General features: G+C 67.2%; 14 protein-coding genes. 3 read left to right on the forward strand and 11 right to left on the reverse strand.

Features of this window, described 5'->3' with window-relative positions:
* Nucleotides 1-37: 37 nt before the first annotated feature.
* The 11 genes from OTERR_RS14720 to cobT form a co-directional block, all read right to left on the reverse strand.
* The gene (locus OTERR_RS14720) at nt 38-1,159 is read right to left on the reverse strand and encodes a glycosyltransferase family 9 protein (protein ID WP_149426220.1); all 1,122 of its coding nucleotides are present in this window, start codon (nt 1,157-1,159) and stop codon (nt 38-40) included.
* Between the two features lie 9 nt (nt 1,160-1,168).
* Nucleotides 1,169-2,386, reverse strand: coding sequence for a glycosyltransferase (locus OTERR_RS14725; protein WP_149426221.1), 1,218 nt, complete (start codon nt 2,384-2,386; stop codon nt 1,169-1,171).
* Nucleotides 2,379-3,614: a glycosyltransferase family 9 protein gene (locus OTERR_RS14730; RefSeq protein WP_223115959.1), complete on the reverse strand. Its 1,236-nt coding sequence runs from the start codon at nt 3,612-3,614 to the stop codon at nt 2,379-2,381. Before OTERR_RS14730 ends, OTERR_RS14725 begins: the two co-directional genes overlap by 8 nt.
* Before the next feature lie 2 nt (nt 3,615-3,616).
* Complete coding sequence (locus OTERR_RS14735; RefSeq protein ID WP_149426223.1) at nt 3,617-4,456, reverse strand: polysaccharide deacetylase family protein; 840 nt, start codon at nt 4,454-4,456, stop codon at nt 3,617-3,619.
* Nucleotides 4,457-4,458: 2 nt separating this feature from the next.
* The gene (locus OTERR_RS14740) at nt 4,459-5,583 is read right to left on the reverse strand and encodes a glycosyltransferase family 4 protein (protein WP_246154204.1); all 1,125 of its coding nucleotides are present in this window, start codon (nt 5,581-5,583) and stop codon (nt 4,459-4,461) included.
* Nucleotides 5,584-5,603: 20 nt separating this feature from the next.
* Nucleotides 5,604-7,307, reverse strand: a complete 1,704-nt coding sequence (gene msbA / locus OTERR_RS14745) for a lipid A export permease/ATP-binding protein MsbA (protein WP_246154207.1) — start codon at nt 7,305-7,307, stop codon at nt 5,604-5,606.
* Nucleotides 7,308-7,489: 182 nt separating this feature from the next.
* On the reverse strand, nt 7,490-8,692 hold the full coding sequence (locus OTERR_RS14750) for a glycosyltransferase family 4 protein (protein ID WP_149426225.1): 1,203 nt from the start codon (nt 8,690-8,692) through the stop codon (nt 7,490-7,492).
* Entirely contained in the window at nt 8,689-9,858 is a 1,170-nt protein-coding gene (gene rfaQ / locus OTERR_RS14755) for a putative lipopolysaccharide heptosyltransferase III (RefSeq protein WP_149426226.1), read from the reverse strand. Before rfaQ ends, OTERR_RS14750 begins: the two co-directional genes overlap by 4 nt.
* A gap of 32 nt (nt 9,859-9,890) precedes the next feature.
* Nucleotides 9,891-10,508 (reverse strand): histidine phosphatase family protein, encoded by a 618-nt coding sequence (locus tag OTERR_RS14760; RefSeq protein WP_054621481.1) that lies wholly within the window; start codon nt 10,506-10,508, stop codon nt 9,891-9,893.
* A gap of 11 nt (nt 10,509-10,519) precedes the next feature.
* On the reverse strand, nt 10,520-11,302 hold the full coding sequence (locus tag OTERR_RS14765) for an adenosylcobinamide-GDP ribazoletransferase (RefSeq protein ID WP_187775258.1): 783 nt from the start codon (nt 11,300-11,302) through the stop codon (nt 10,520-10,522).
* A 15-nt stretch (nt 11,303-11,317) separates the two neighbouring features.
* Nucleotides 11,318-12,382 carry a nicotinate-nucleotide--dimethylbenzimidazole phosphoribosyltransferase gene (gene cobT / locus OTERR_RS14770; RefSeq protein ID WP_149426227.1) on the reverse strand — a complete coding sequence of 355 codons (1,065 nt, stop codon included), beginning with the start codon at nt 12,380-12,382 and terminating at the stop codon, nt 11,318-11,320.
* 66 nt (nt 12,383-12,448) lie between these two features.
* On the opposite strand from cobT, the gene cobU reads away from it, so the two are divergent.
* The 3 genes from cobU (at nt 12,449) to OTERR_RS14785 (ending at nt 14,707) form a co-directional block, all read left to right on the forward strand.
* The gene (gene cobU, locus OTERR_RS14775; protein ID WP_149426228.1) at nt 12,449-13,090 is read left to right on the forward strand and encodes a bifunctional adenosylcobinamide kinase/adenosylcobinamide-phosphate guanylyltransferase; all 642 of its coding nucleotides are present in this window, start codon (nt 12,449-12,451) and stop codon (nt 13,088-13,090) included.
* 145 nt (nt 13,091-13,235) lie between these two features.
* Nucleotides 13,236-14,399, forward strand: coding sequence for a polyphosphate kinase 2 (gene ppk2 / locus OTERR_RS14780; RefSeq protein ID WP_149426229.1), 1,164 nt, complete (start codon nt 13,236-13,238; stop codon nt 14,397-14,399).
* Nucleotides 14,400-14,464: 65 nt separating this feature from the next.
* On the forward strand, nt 14,465-14,707 hold the full coding sequence (locus OTERR_RS14785; RefSeq protein WP_149426230.1) for an RNA recognition motif domain-containing protein: 243 nt from the start codon (nt 14,465-14,467) through the stop codon (nt 14,705-14,707).
* Nucleotides 14,708-14,753 lie beyond the last annotated feature (46 nt).

Here is a 14,753-nt window from a genome sequence, read left to right on the forward strand (position 1 = left end):
ACAATCCATTCAAATAAACGTCAAATACATCAATCAACTAGCAGCAGCTATCCGCCAATATATCTACAGCCGCTTGGACCATCTGCTCCAGGGGAGCGCTGACAATACACGCCCGCGTCCCCATATGGCATTTGTATGGCGCATCGAAACTGTGCGAGCACGGCGCACATGGCTCAGTGCTTCGGATAACACGCACCAACTTGCCAAGCGGACGCTGATCCTCGGCATCTGCCGGGCCCATGTAATCCACGACGGGGATACCGACGGCGTCCGCCAAGTAGGTCACTCCCGAGTCCACCCCGAGATAACAATCCAGCAGCCTCAGCAACTCAGGCAACTCATCCAAGGAAAATTTGCCGACCGCATTAATGATCCGTACACCGCCACATGCCTCGGTCAGACGCGTCGCACACGCCTGATCTGGCGCACTGCCGATCAACACTACCGTGGCGCTGGTTCTGGCCAGCAGGCCTCGCACCACTTGCAGGAGTTGGGCCTCAGTCAGGGCCTTCAAGCGATTGCCGGCACCGATACCCAGCCCCACCAGGGACGAGACATCGTGCGGCAGAATTTCCGCGACCCGCTCACGACCTCCGGGCGAGTCGATCGTCAACGGGGCATCACCCTCAACTCCCTCACTCGCAATGGACAAACCCCGCAACGCAAGCATGGCGGTATCCCGGAACAGACGCCCCGGCTGGTGAGACTGACCGTGGGATAAGAAGGGATAAGCCAAGCGCACGCTACCGGCACGCCGGTCGGGGAGCACGGAAACACGGCAGGCTACTCCCGCCCAGAAGGGTGCCAGGAAAGTGCTCAAGTTCGGGCTAAGCACCAGCACGCCATCGACATCGGCAAGGAGACGCCACAACCATTTCTTGCCTTTCCAGCCGGAATAGCCCCCCGGCGGCAAAGGAATCACCTTGTCAATACTGGACATGTGGCGCGCCAAGGGCACATTGACGGAATGAACCAGTGCGCGGATCTCCGCATCAGGCAAACGGGAACGCAGCACGGCAAACACCTGCCGGGTGGCCACGAAATCACCGATCTTGGCCGTATTGATGACCAGAACACGCCGAAGCGGACGCTTTTTTTGCAGCAGGAGCCTCAGCCAAAAATAGGGGCTCAGCAGCCATGTCAGGAACAGATAAGCCACTGTTTTCCCTTAGCTAACTCGCATGCAAGCCGCAAGCACGTCCTCGACGCCCTGAATATAGGCATCGATGGAAAACTCCCGGAGCACCCGTTCCCGTCCGGCGTTCCCTAAGCGCTCGCGCAGCGCGGCATCGTCGCACAGCCGTTGTAATTGCAGCACCAGACGAGCAATGTCGCCGTAGGGGTAAAGCAACCCCGTTTCCCCATCTCGAACCAGTTCTCGGGTCCCCGTCACATCGCTGCCCAATACCGGTTTCGCGGTCAACATCGCCTCCAGCACTGCCCGCGGCAGCCCCTCGCTGGGTGAGGATAGGGCCAGAATATCCATCGCCCCGATCCAGGCCAGCGGATTATTCTGGAAGCCGGCAAAGGTAACCCGGCCAGTCAGTCCCTGCTCTGCTACCAGTTTCTCAAGTTCCCCTCGCTCCGGACCGTCTCCGACCAGTAGCAGGTGTAGCGGCAACCCTTGTCGCACCAATGCCGCAACCGCGCGTACCAGATGATCGACCGACTTGCGCGCCAGCAGGGAGCCCACGCAGCCGACCACTACATCCCCTGCCTGGATACCGCCAAGCTCCACAGGCGGCGGCACCGATTGACCCCCATCAATCGCGTTATAAACAACGCGAATGCTCTGCTCGGGAATCCCCTGTCCTACGAGCGAATCCGCCACCCCCCGGGATACGCAGATAATGCTTCTGGCAATACGTCCGGCAATGGCGCTTTCTTCCGCGGAAAGGGAGGGATTGGTGCGGCAGTGCTGTACCACCGGCACCCCGGCCTGCTCCCCGGCGAGGTAACCCTCCAGATTCGAGGAGGGCTGGTTGTTCATGTAAAGCAGGTCGAACGGTCCCTGGCCATTACCTTCCCGCAGCAGGCGGACGATCTGGGCGATGCGCGGCCGGACCCGCCACAGGATGTCGATGCCCAGCACCAGGCGGCGCTTGCGTTGCGGCGACCAGAAGAACAGGCCGCGCAGCACCTCCTTGGCCAGCTTGGCCCAGGCTGGACGATGCACCTCGGGCAAGACCACCAGGGGAATACCGATGGCCGCCAGTTCGTCGGAGAGATGGCGGCCACCATCGCCCTTGGGATAATCGCGGTAGAAACAGGCGGTGACGGCGAAGCGTTGCCGGTCGAGGCGTTTGAGCAGCTCGATCATGCTGTTGGTGCCACCACCCCACTCGTTGCCGGTATCGAGCAGCAGGATTCGTTTCGGATCAGCCATGGGTTTCGGGCACGGGTGCGGTACGGCACAACAGGGTATCGACAGCGTCAACCACCTCGTCGACACTAATGTTGTTCATGCAAATCGGTTCGGCGTAAGGGCAGCGCTTCGAGAGGCAAGGGGTGCACGTGCGCCACTTGCGGATAACGATGTGGCGATCGAGATCGTAGGCGGGCCCGGAACGGGCCGGATCGGAGACGGCAAACAGGGCCACGACCGGGGTGCCCACGGTGACGGCAAGGTGCATCGGCCCGGTATCGCCGCTGACCACGCCTTGGCAACGGGCAAAAAGGCCCGGCAGCGCCGTCAGGAGCAGCTCCCCGGCAGAGGCCCAGGCCAGCGCTTCGTCAGCCGGGGCACGGCCGGCATTGATGCCGTCGGCCACTTCCCGGCAGAGGGCGGCTTCGGCTGGAGATCCGGTGACCACGAAGCGCAATGCGGGATGATTCGCTGCCAACTGCCGGGCGGCGGCAATGAACCGACTACGGGGCCAGCGACGGCTGTTGGTGGAGGCTCCCGGTTGCAGGGCAATGAGACGACGTTCCTGCCAGCCAAGGCGCGCGAGGGCCTGGCTCACGGCCGCCGCGCCGGCGGCGTGGCGTGGTACCGACATGCGGCGCAGCGCCTCGAGGAACGGAGTACCCAGAGGCGGAGCAGGCAAGCAGGGCGGCTTGCCGCATGCCAGTCCCGCCACGGCCAGGCGCTGGTCGACGCCGTGCCCCAGATCGTCCCAGCCCAATAGCGGCTCAGGATTGGCGAGCAGGAAACGAAAACGGTTGGTATTGGGTAGTTTGAAGATGAAACGGGCGCCGGACAGGTAAGCCAGCGGGGTGACCTGAGGCTCGTTGCCATGGAAGATCGCCGCCAGATCGTAATCCGCCGACGTTCCGCCCGAGACACGACGTGCCTGTTGGCGGAGAGCCCGGAGGGCCCGCCAGAACCCCCGCCACTTGCCCACATAGGGCACAACCGCATCGACCCCTTCGACCCCGGCGAACAGCTCCGCCAAAGAGGGATGGGCAACCAGGGTCAGGTGGGCATCGGGATAGGCCGTGCGCAAGGCACGCAGCCCCGGGGTCGAAAGCAAGGTATCTCCCAGGGCCGTATTGGAGATCGCCAGGATGCGATGAATATGCGACGACCCTAGCTCGGCCGGGTCGCGGGGGCGGCGATCGAGAGCCCGCTTGAGGCGCAAGCCCCAGTAGAGCAGGCCCTCACGCAGCTTCAACCTCATTTCCGACCTTTCAGACCCAGGTACAGGGCGGCGGTCAGCGGGTTGCCGTAGAGGCGCAAGCGCGACGCAAACCAGCCGGCCGGCTTGTCCTTGACGACGATGCGCGGGATGCGCGCCGGATCGGTGTCCCCCCGGGCCACGCCCGCCTCGGTGGTGTACAGGTGGCGAAAGCCGGCCGCCTGGGCCACCCGCTGGTAGGCCGCGTCGTAATAGCCCTGGGGCCAGCAAAGGTGAGCACTGCCATTTCCCAGTCTCGCCGCCAAGGTGGCGCGGGAAGCGGCCAAGTCGTCGCTCAGGGCCCGATCCCGGGCGTCCTGGTCGGCAATCGTCTTGTCCCAGCGGGTATGGCTGTGGGTATGGGAGTGAAACTCGAAAGTACCGGCATCGCGCATGGCATGGACTTCGGACCAGCGCAGAAAGGCACCGTCCAGCGGGACAGGGTCAGCCGCGTCCTGCCAGGCGCGCCCTGCGGCCATGGCGCCTTTGTGGTCGGGCACATCTGGGACCGGCTGACCCTGCCCGGCGTGGGCCCGCACCTCGCCCTCGCCGATCCAGCCAGTGATGAGGAACAACACCGCGTGCAAGCCGAACTCGGCCAGGACCGGGTGGGCATAGACCCAGTTGTCCAGGTAGCCGTCGTCGAAAGTGATCAGTACCGCCCGCTTCGGCACCGGCGCACCGGCCAGGCAGGCGGCGAACTCGGCCGCGGTCAAGGAGCGCCACCCGTGCTCGGCCAGCCAGGCCATGTGTGCCCTGAAGTTCTCGGGGGAGACCGTCACCAGCCCGGGTTTGGGGCTGACGTGGTGGTACATCAGGACGGGAATCGGGCGTTGCATGGTCAGGCCACCAGGAGGCGACGATAGAGGGCTTCCATGCCGTCCACCATCCGTTCCAGGCAATACGTCTCGCGCACGAAACGGCTGCCGGCTTCGCCCATGGTGTGGCGACGCTGACCATCGCTCGCCAGGGTGGCGATCGCCTCGGCCAGGGCAGGAGCATCTTCTGCCGGGACCAGCAATCCGGTCTCGCCCTCGCGCATGGTTTCCGGCACCCCACCGACCCGGGTACCGATCACCGGCAGCCCCATGGCCTGGGCCTCGATATAGGAGGTGCCGAGGGCTTCCTCCAGGGTCGGCAGGACGAACAGGTCGAGGCCAGCCATCACTGCGGGAATGTCGCGACGCAGGCCGAGCAGAAAGATCCGGTCCTGCAGGTGCAACTCGGCGATGCGGGCCTTGAGATTGTCGGTCTGGGGACCATCGCCGGCAAAAACGAAGCGCACCTGTGCCCCACGTGGGTCGTCGCGCAGGCGGGCGGCAGCCTCCAGCAGCACATGGTGGCCTTTTTTCTTGCGCAGGATGGCGACGGTCCCCACCAGCACCGCATCGGCAGGCAGGCCCAGTTCGCCGCGCAGGTCGGCGGCCGTCGTCTGGCCGGGATCGAAGCGGGTGAAATCCACGCCGGTCGGCACGGTGGTCACCTGGTCGCCGGCGATGCCCTTGGACAACAGGTAATTGCGCACGGCATGGCTGACCGCCACCACCTGGTCGGGCAGGCGGGCGTAGGTGAAGGTGGACGTGATCGGCAGGATCAGGTGGCGGGTGCGCACCACCCGCGGCCGACGTCCCGGGTAGGCCAGGGGCAGGCGCGCCGCCAGACCGGCCAGGGTGGTATCGCGGCTGCTGTGGGTATTGACCACGTCGGCGCGCACCTCGCGCAGCACCTTGGCCAGGTGGAACACCGCCGGTAGGTCGAAGCTCTTGCGCATGCGCACCGCGGCGGTGGCAAAACCGGCCTGGGCGGCACGCTCGAGCAATCGGGCGCCGGGCTGGGCCACCACCGTCACCCGGTGGCCCCGGGCGCGCATGCCCAGGCACTCGTTGAGGGTGCGATTTTCCTGCCCCCCCCAGCCGGTGGAGCTTTCGGTATGCACGATGGACAGCGCTCCGGACGGGGCAACCAACCCGGCGTTCCCCGCAACGCTCACAGCGGCTCCCCGGTGGCCAGCTGGTTACGGTACAAGGCGGCATACGCCCCTTCCTTGGCCAGCAGCTCGGCATGGTTCCCCTGTTCCACCACCCGCCCCCGGTTGAGCACGACGATCTGGTCGGCGTGTTCGATGGTGGACAGACGGTGCGCGATGACCAGGGTGGTGCGACCGGCCATCAAGGTATCCAGGGCGGCCTGGACGGCGCGTTCGGATTCGTTGTCGAGGGCCGAAGTGGCCTCGTCGAGGATCAGGATCGGGGCATTCTTGAGCAGGGCTCGGGCGATCGCCAGACGCTGGCGCTGGCCGCCGGAGAGGCGCACACCGTTCTCGCCGATCAGGGTGTCGAATCCCTGGGGCTGGGCCTCGATGAATTCCAGGGCGTTGGCCGCCCGGGCCGCAGCGCGGATTTCGTCCATGGACGCGTCGCGCTTGGCGCCGTAGGCGATGTTGGCCGCAATGGTGTCGTTGAACAGCAGCACTTCCTGGCTGACATAACCGATGTGGCGGCGCAGCCCGGCCAGGGAATAGCTCTGCAGGTCGAGCCCGTCGAGCAGGATCTGGCCGGAAGTCGGCGCGTAGAAGCGGGGCACCAGGGTCGCCAGGGTGGACTTGCCGCCCCCGGACTGGCCGACCAGGGCGATGGTCTGGCCGGGTGCCACGGAGAGGCTCACGTCGGCCAGGGCATCCCGCTCGGCGTTGGGGTAGCGGAAGGAAACGTGGCGAAAATCGATGCGCCCTGCCACCTGATCCGGATTCACGGTTCCGGAGTCTTCCTCCAGTTCTTCATCGAGCAACTGGAAAACGCTCTCGGCAGCGGCCAGACCGCGTTGCAAAGGGGCGTTGACGTCGGCCAGGTGCTTGAGCGGCGCCAACAGCATGAGCATGGCGGTGATGAAGGAAACGAAACTGCCCACCGTGGTGGTGCCGCTGGACGATTGCTGCAGGGCCACGTACACCACCACCGCCACGGCGACCGCAGCGAACAGCTGGGTGATCGGCGTGGTGGCGGCAGCGGCCACGCTAGCCCGCATGCTGTAGCGGCGCTGCGCCTGGTTCGATTCGGAGAAACGCGCAATCTCCTGGGCTTCTCCACCGAAAATCTTGATCACCCGATTACACAGGGTGCTTTCCTGGAGGATCTGCAGCATGTGGGACATCCCCTTCTGGGAATCCCGGCTTGCCTGCCGCAAGCGACCTGAAAAGGATTTGACGACGAACGCCACCACCGGAATCAGGGCAAAGCAGACCAGCGTCAGCTGCCAGTTCAACCACAACAGCCAACCGAGCAGACCGATCACCGTCATCGAATCCTTGATCACGGTCACCGCCACGGTCGTCGCGGCCCCCGCCACACCGCCGACGTCGTAGGCGATCTTGGTCATCGGCACGCTACTGGCGTGGTTCTGGAAATAACTGGCCGGCAAACGGACCATCCGGGCATACATCTGCTCGCGGATATCGGTAATCACCCGCTGTGAAACCCAGGCAAAGCCATAGGATGAAAAGTAGTTGAAGATGCCGCGCAAGATAAATACGCCAACGATACCCAGAGGGATCCATACCGGGTCGTCGAAAATCCCATTCCGCGTATTGCCAGCAGCGGCAAAGCCTTCATCGAGCAGGGGCTTGAGCAGGGCGGGGAACATCGGCTCGGTGGCGGCAGTAATGGCCGTAGCGAGCAGGGACAGAGCAATCACTTTCCAGTACGGACGCACATAGCTCAGCAGCCGCAAGTAAAGGGCTCGACTCTCGGACAGTGAGTGCACCGGGGACTGTTTTTTCTTGGCCATATAGATGAGAGAAACGACCCCGCCACGGGGGAAAAACGCAATCGGGCATTATACCCGGCCGCAGGGCGTCACCCGGCGCCAGCGAAGCTTCAGGCACTCGGCGCCAGGCGGCGATAGAGGGCAAGCAACTGGCCGGCCATAGCGGCCAGAGACAGGTCGGCGACGCTGGCCCGGGCGGCCTCGCGCATCCTTGCAGCCGCGCCGGGTTCCGCCAGGGTCGCCAGGTGGCCGGCCAGGGCGGCCACGTCCAGGGCATCGCAGACGAAGCCGTTTTGTCCGGGGACGATGCGCGCCGCGGCACCGCAGGTGGTGGAGGTCACCACCGGCAAACCGGACGCCAGGGCCTCCAGGGCGGCATTGGGAAAGGGGTCGTAGAGGGTGGGCAGGACGAAGGCGTCGGCCGCACCGTAATAGGGCTTCACATCCTTCTGCGGACCGACGAAGTGCACCCGCCCGGCCAGCCCCAGGGCGGCAGCGCGGCGCTGTAGGGCGCTCAGGCGGCGGTCGCCGCCAACCACCACCAACGCCCCTGCCGGCACCTGGGCCAGGGCGTCGAGCAGACGCGGCACCCCCTTGCGCTCGAACCCACCGCCCACGTAGAGAAACAGTGGCGTCGTTTCCGCCACACCCAAAGCCTGGCGCACGGCAGCACGATGGGTGGTGGCCAGGTTCGGATGGAACGCTTCCAGATCCACCCCATTCTCGATCACCACCAATTTGTCCGCGCCAACCCCGTAGTACCGGGCGATCTCCTCCTTGACCAGCGCCGAGTTGCAGATCACGGCCCGCAGCCGGGGATGAGCGAACATGGCCGCCTCCTGGGCGACGACATAACGGTGGTAGGGCGACAGGCGTTGCCCCAGCCGCCCCAGGGGCGACAACAGCCGGGATCGATGGTCGAGCCAGGCGGCATGCACCCCGTCGCCGGCACGAAAGATCATGCAGCCGGGTAAGCGCTCGTGGGACTGGGTGATGTCGAAGCCCCCGTGCTCCAAGGCATCGCTGGCGCAGGCGGCAAACGCCTTGTCCCGCCCGGTCCGCCCGCCCAGCAGCCTGGAGAACAAGGAACGGCGCGGGTTGCAGCGTTGCAGGGTAAACCCCGAATCCGGCGCCGGTTCGACTCCGACCCATTCCCGGGCGATCAGGGTGACATCGGCACCTTCGGCGACCAGGGCCGCCAAGGCCCGCTCGACGAAGCGCTCGGCGCCACCGTAGGGGTTGTAACGCTGCCGCACCAAGGCGACGCGCAGGCGATGGGCCGGGTTGGGCTGCGCCAGGGCCGCCTCGCTCATGCCCAGCGTCCTTCGGCTTCGGCCAGTACGCCGTCGAGGGCGGCAAACACCGCTTCGGGGGTCAGGGCGACCAGGCAGTCGCTCACCTTGCCGCCGCCGCAGCCGTCGATACCGCAGGGTCGGCAGGGATGGCGGGTGCTGGCCACCACCCGGTGCGACACGGTCTGCCCGGCACCGCTGATCGGCCAGGGGCCCCACTCCTTGTCGCCGGAGGGGCCGAACAGGGCCACCGCCGGGGTGCCCATGGCAGCGGCGATGTGCATCGGCGCCGAATCGACGCCGACGAACGCCCGGGCCCGAGCGGTCAGGGCCGCCAACTCCTTGAGGCTCAACTGCCCCGCCAGGCTCACTGCCTTGCCCGGCGCCGCCGGCAGGGCGGCGATGATAGCTGCCACCAGGCCTTCCTCGGCCGCACCGGGCGCACCGGAAAACACCAGATGCTGCCCCCGGTTCACCAACTGAGTGGCCAGCGCAATCCAGGCCTGGGTGGTCCAGCCCTTGAACATCCAGCGCGACGCCGGGTGCAGATGGATAAAAGCGCCTGGCGCCAGGCCATGCCCCGCCAGCAACGCCTCCACCTTGGCCTCCGCCACCGCGCCGGGGACCAGGGCCACCCCCCGAGCCTCAGGGGCCGGGTAGATGCCAATGCGGCGCAGGAAGTCGAGATTGCGCTCCACCGTGTGGCGCAAGGCATTGCCTGGTTTGGCGACGAAATGGGTGAAGGCCTTGGCCCAGCTACCGTCGCGCCCCTTGACCCGGGGCGCCACGCCGTAGCGGGCCCCGCTCAAACGGGTGATCCAGGCGCCGCGGCGGTGTTCGGTGAGATGCAGCACCAAGTCGTAGCGCCGTCCGCGCAGGGTGCGCAGCAGGCCCCATTCGGCCTGCAGCTGACCCAGCGGACCGCGCTTCTTCCAGTTGCGGTCGATGCAATGCACGGCGCTGATCGCCGGGTGGCCGGTGAGCATCTCCCGGGTATCGGCATAGACCAGAGCGTCGATCTCGGCATGGGGAGCCGCCGCCTTGAGCACGGAAAAGACCGGGGCGGAGAGCAGCACGTCGCCGTGGTGGCGCAGCTTGATCACCAGCACCCGCTTCAGGTCGGCCAGGGGGACCGGATCGGGCACGACCGGCGCAGCAGCGGGTAGAAATGTCAGTGGAGCAGTCATGGCGGCGGATTTTACAGGGCGGAACGCCCGGATTAACGGTTGAGCGCCAGCAGGCGCGGCGGTGCGCCACCGGCCCGGGGCCACTCCAGCACCGTCAAGGCGGCAAAATCCACCTGCAGGCGGAACCAGTCCGCCGGCGCCAAGCCCAGGGCAGCGCCGGTCAGCGCGCGGATCACCCCGCCGTGGGTCACCACCACCCGGGCCCCGGCCGCGACGTCACCTGCGACCTCATGGTCGCGGGCTTCCGCAGCCAGGTCGTCGAGCCATTCCAGCACCCGCCCCTGCAACATGCGCGCCGATTCCCCGGCCGGCGGGGCGAAGTCGCTCATGTCCTCGGCCCAGGCCGTCAGGGGGCCTGGGCCGATCTCGTCCCAGGTGCGCCCTTCCCAGGTGCCGAAGGCCATTTCCATCAGGCGCCCATCGACGACCGGCTCCGGATGCAGTTCCCGGGCCAGGGCCAGACAGCGGCTCAAGGGGCTCGAATAGAGAGGCAGCGCCACCGGCGGCAGCAAGGTGCGCAGGCGCTCGGCCGCGGCACCCGGCGGCGCTGCCAGGGGAACGTCGCGCTGGCCGTAGCAGATGCCGGGCGGGGTAGCCACCGCCGGGTGACGGATCAAGTACAACGTCAGCGGTGCAGCGGTCCCGGCCATGGCCAGCCCCCTCAAATCGCCGGCCACTGGGCGAGCAGGCCCAGGTAGAAGGCGATCTCGCTGACCTGTTGGGCCGCCCCCAGGCAATCGCCGGTATACCCGCCCAGGTTGCGCAGCATCAGCCGGGCCAGCCAGACGGTCGCCAGCAACGCCAGGAACAGGGCCGGCAGGAGGAGGGCGGCAGGGGCCGCCGCGCACCACAGCGCCAGGCCGGCGGCGGCGAACAGGGCCGATACCGCCAAGGCGGAGAGCGGCATCCGGTTGGCTAGGGGCTTGGACTTGCTGCTCAGGTCCTCGCGCACGTAGTCGAGCCGGGTCAGCAAGGCGCCGCTGCAGCAGCGCGACACGCTGTGGCCGGCCACAAGGGCGGCCGGCACCCAGGCGGCGGGCAGCAGGCAGAGCGCCGCCACCTTGCCCGCCAGGGCGAGGAACAGGGCGGTGGCGCCGTAGCTACCGACCCGGGAATCTTTCATGATGTCCAGGATGCGCTCCCGGGTCCAACCACCGCCGAAGCCATCCACCATGTCCGAGAGGCCATCCTCGTGGAACGCGCCGGTGGCGTACAGGGTGGCCGCCAGGGAGGCCAGCACCGCCACCGGCTGGGGCCACACCTGGGCGGCCAGCCAGAATGCGGCAGCGCCGAGGCCACCAACCAGCAGCCCGACGGCGGCAAAGTAGCGCGCCGCAGCCTGCAGCATTTCAGCCGAATGCCCCACCCAGGCCGGTACCGGCAGGCGGGTGAAGAAGCGCACGGCGGCGAAAAAATAGGCCAGTTCGCGCAGGAGCAGGGTCATGACGATAGGGCTGGCTTACTCGGTGTCCTGGTCGCTCACCCCAGCCGATTCGAAGCTGGCCATGTCGTTGAGGAAGGCCACCGCCGCCTTGACCATCGGCCAGGCCAGGGCGGCACCGGTCCCTTCGCCCAGACGCAGGCCCAGGTCGATCAGGGGGCGGGCGTTGAGTGCCGCCAACTGGGCGGCGTGGCCGGGCTCGGCGGAGCAGTGGCAGAACACGCAGTAGTCGCGCAGCGCCGGCTCCAGGCGAATCGCCGCCAGGGCGGCGCTGCCGACGATGAAGCCGTCCACCAGCACCACCATGCGCCGCACCGCGGCGGCCAGCATGGCACCGGCCATCTGCACGATCTCGAACCCGCCGAAGGCCGCCAGCACCTCTAGGGGTGCGTCGCCACCGCCGGCCAGGCGGTGCCGCTCCAATGCAGTGGCGAGCAAGGCCTGCTTGCGTGCCAGGCCGGCATCGTCCAGGCCGGTGCCGCGGCCAATGCATTCGGCCAGGGGGGTGCCGGTCAGGCAGTGGGTGATCAGGGAGGCGCTGGCAGTATTGCCGATGCCCATCTCGCCAAAGCCCACCACGTTGCAGCCCCTGGCCGCCAGGTCGGCGATCACCGCGGCGCCAGCCGCCAGAGCCTCGTCGCGCTGGGCCGGCGTCATGGCCGGGCCTTCCAGGTAATTGGCGGTGCCCGGGGCGATCTTGGCCGAAACGAAGTCCACCCCGTCGCCGCCGCGGCCGGTGCCAAAGTCATGGGCGACCCCGGCGTCCACCACGGTCAGGCCCAGGCCGTTGCTGCGGGCAAAAACGTTGATGGCGGCGCCGCCGGCGAGAAAGTTTTCCACCATCTGCCAGGTCACGTCCTGGGGGTAGGCCGATACGCCAGCCTTGGCTGCGCCATGATCGCCGGCGAACACCGCCACGTGGGGCGCGTTCAGGGCCGGGCTCAAGGTCTGCTGGATCAAGCCGATCTGCAGGGCCAGTTCCTCCAGCTGACCAAGGGCGCCAAGAGGCTTGGTCTTGCGGTCGATCTTGGCGCGCAGGGCGGGCACCAGGGTGCGGTCAGGGGCGTGCAGGGGAGCGGGCATGGCAAGGGTCGAAAGCGGGAAAGACGCGGATTCTACTCTCCGGACCCCGTGCTACCCTGACGCCCCATGACGACCCGCCCCGCCTTCCCCTCCCCCTTTTCCGCCACTTCGACCCCGGACGCTGCCCCACCGCCGGCCTGGAGCGAACTGGTGGTGGGCGGCGCCCGCTCGGGCAAGAGCGCCTATGCCGAGAACCTGGCACGGACATGGCAGGCCGCTGCTCCGGGACGGCGCGTGACGGTGGTGGCCACCGCCGAGGCCCGGGACGACGAGATGCGGGCGCGCATCACCCGTCACCGGGCTATCCGCCCCACCGACTGGCTGGTGGTCGAAGAGCCCCTGGCCCTGGCCGACGCCCTCACCCGCCACGCGGCACCGGATAACTGCCTGGTGGTGGATTGCCTGACCCTATGGCTGACCAACCTGCTCTTCCAGGGGCGCGCCGCGGCCCAGGCCGAAGCGGGCCAGGCGGTGGATTGCCCGCTGTTCACCGGCCAGGTGGATGCCGTACTGGCGGCGCTGCCGACCCTGCCGGGAATGACCGTGCTGGTCTCCAACGAAGTGGGCTGGGGCATCGTGCCGATGGGCGCGTCCACCCGCCTGTTCACCGACGAACAGGGCCGTCTCAACCAGCGCGTCGCCAGCGTCTGCACGGCCGCCACCCTGGTGGCGGCGGGCTGCCCCCTGGCCCTCAAACGGCCGGCGTGACGCCCGGCCGGGAGACGCCGGCCAGGTAACGCCAGCCAGGAAAAAACGCACACAAAACACACATTATCACCAGGGTCTTTCCCAGAAGCGGGGGCTACAATGGCCGGTCACCGTCCTTCACCGAGAAGCCAAGGAGTCTTGCTGCATGGAAGCTGACAACAAGAAGAAAGCCCCCGCCCCCCGTGCCCGCGCCGCCGCCAAGCCGGCCAAGGCACCCGCCCCGCGCCGCGCCAGTGCCGGCGACATCGCTCCCGGACTGAGCGAGCAGAGCATCGAGCGCTTCGAGGTGGGCCAGGCCATCGCCGCCGCCGAGAACGCCAAGGTCAGCGCCGTCAGCGACATCCTCAAGGCCACCGCCCGCCAGACCAACGGCAAGGTGTCCCAGACCCTGGAAGCGATCCTGGCCGGCGCCTCGCCGGACGACATCGAAGCCCTCAAGGCGACCCTGCTCGCCGCCAACGCCAGCCGCCCGACGACCTCTCCCGACGACGAGCTGTCCGAGCACTGGCGCATCGGCGGCTACCCTTACAAGAACCTGATGCTGCGGCGCAACTACGAGCGCCAGAAGTACCGGCTGCAGGTCGAGCTGCTCAAATTGCAAGCCTGGGTCAAGGAAACCGGCCAGCGCGTGGTGATCCTGTTCGAAGGCCGCGACGCCGCCGGCAAGGGCGGCGCGATCAAGCGCTTCATGGAGCACCTCAATCCCCGCGGCGCCCGGGTGGTGGCCCTGGAAAAGCCCTCCGAGGTGGAGCGCGGCCAGTGGTACTTTCAGCGCTACATCGAGCACCTGCCCACCGCTGGCGAGATCGTCCTGTTCGACCGCTCCTGGTACAACCGGGCCGGGGTCGAGCGGGTGATGGGCTTCTGCAACAATGACGAATACAACGAGTTCATGCGCCAGACGCCGGAATTCGAGCGCAACCTGGCGCGCAGCGGCATCCACGTCATCAAGTTCTGGTTCTCGGTGAGCCGCGCCGAGCAGCGCCGCCGCTTCAAGGAACGGGAAACCCACCCGCTCAAGCAGTGGAAGCTCTCCCCCATCGATCTGGCGTCCCTGGACAAGTGGGACGACTACACCAAGGCCAAGGAGGCGATGTTCTTCTACACCGACACCGCCGACTCACCCTGGACCGTGGTCAAGTCGGACTGCAAGAAGCGGGCGCGCCTCAACGCCATGCGCTACGTGCTGCACAAGCTGCCCTACGCCAAGAAGGACCTGGAGCGCATCGGCCCCCTGGACCCGCTCATCGTCGGCCGCGCCAACGTGGTCTACGAGAGCGGCGAAAAGGACGGCGCGCCCCTGATCTAACCCGGCGCGCCGGGGCGGCCACCGGTCCCGGCCGCCCCCGGCTCCCCGCAACACAAGGAGGTCCCATGGCCAAACTCTGCCTGGGCGGTTTTTCCGCCGCTGTCAGCTCCGACGACATCCGCGCCGGCCTGGAACGCTACGGCGAGGTGATCGACGTAACCCTGATCACCGAGGGCAACCCGGACAAACCCCTGGCCATGGTGGAATTCGCCATGGACCCGATCAGCCTGCACGAACTGGCCAACCGGCTCGACGGGCTGTGGCACGACGGCCAGTTCCTGCGCGTGTTCACCATGCTGCGGGACTGAGGGGGACGAAGGATGTGCGCCTGCATCGATGCCCCGCTTGGCGTGT

It is taken from the genome of Oryzomicrobium terrae (assembly GCF_008274805.1).
GTDB lineage: Bacteria > Pseudomonadota > Gammaproteobacteria > Burkholderiales > Rhodocyclaceae > Oryzomicrobium > Oryzomicrobium terrae.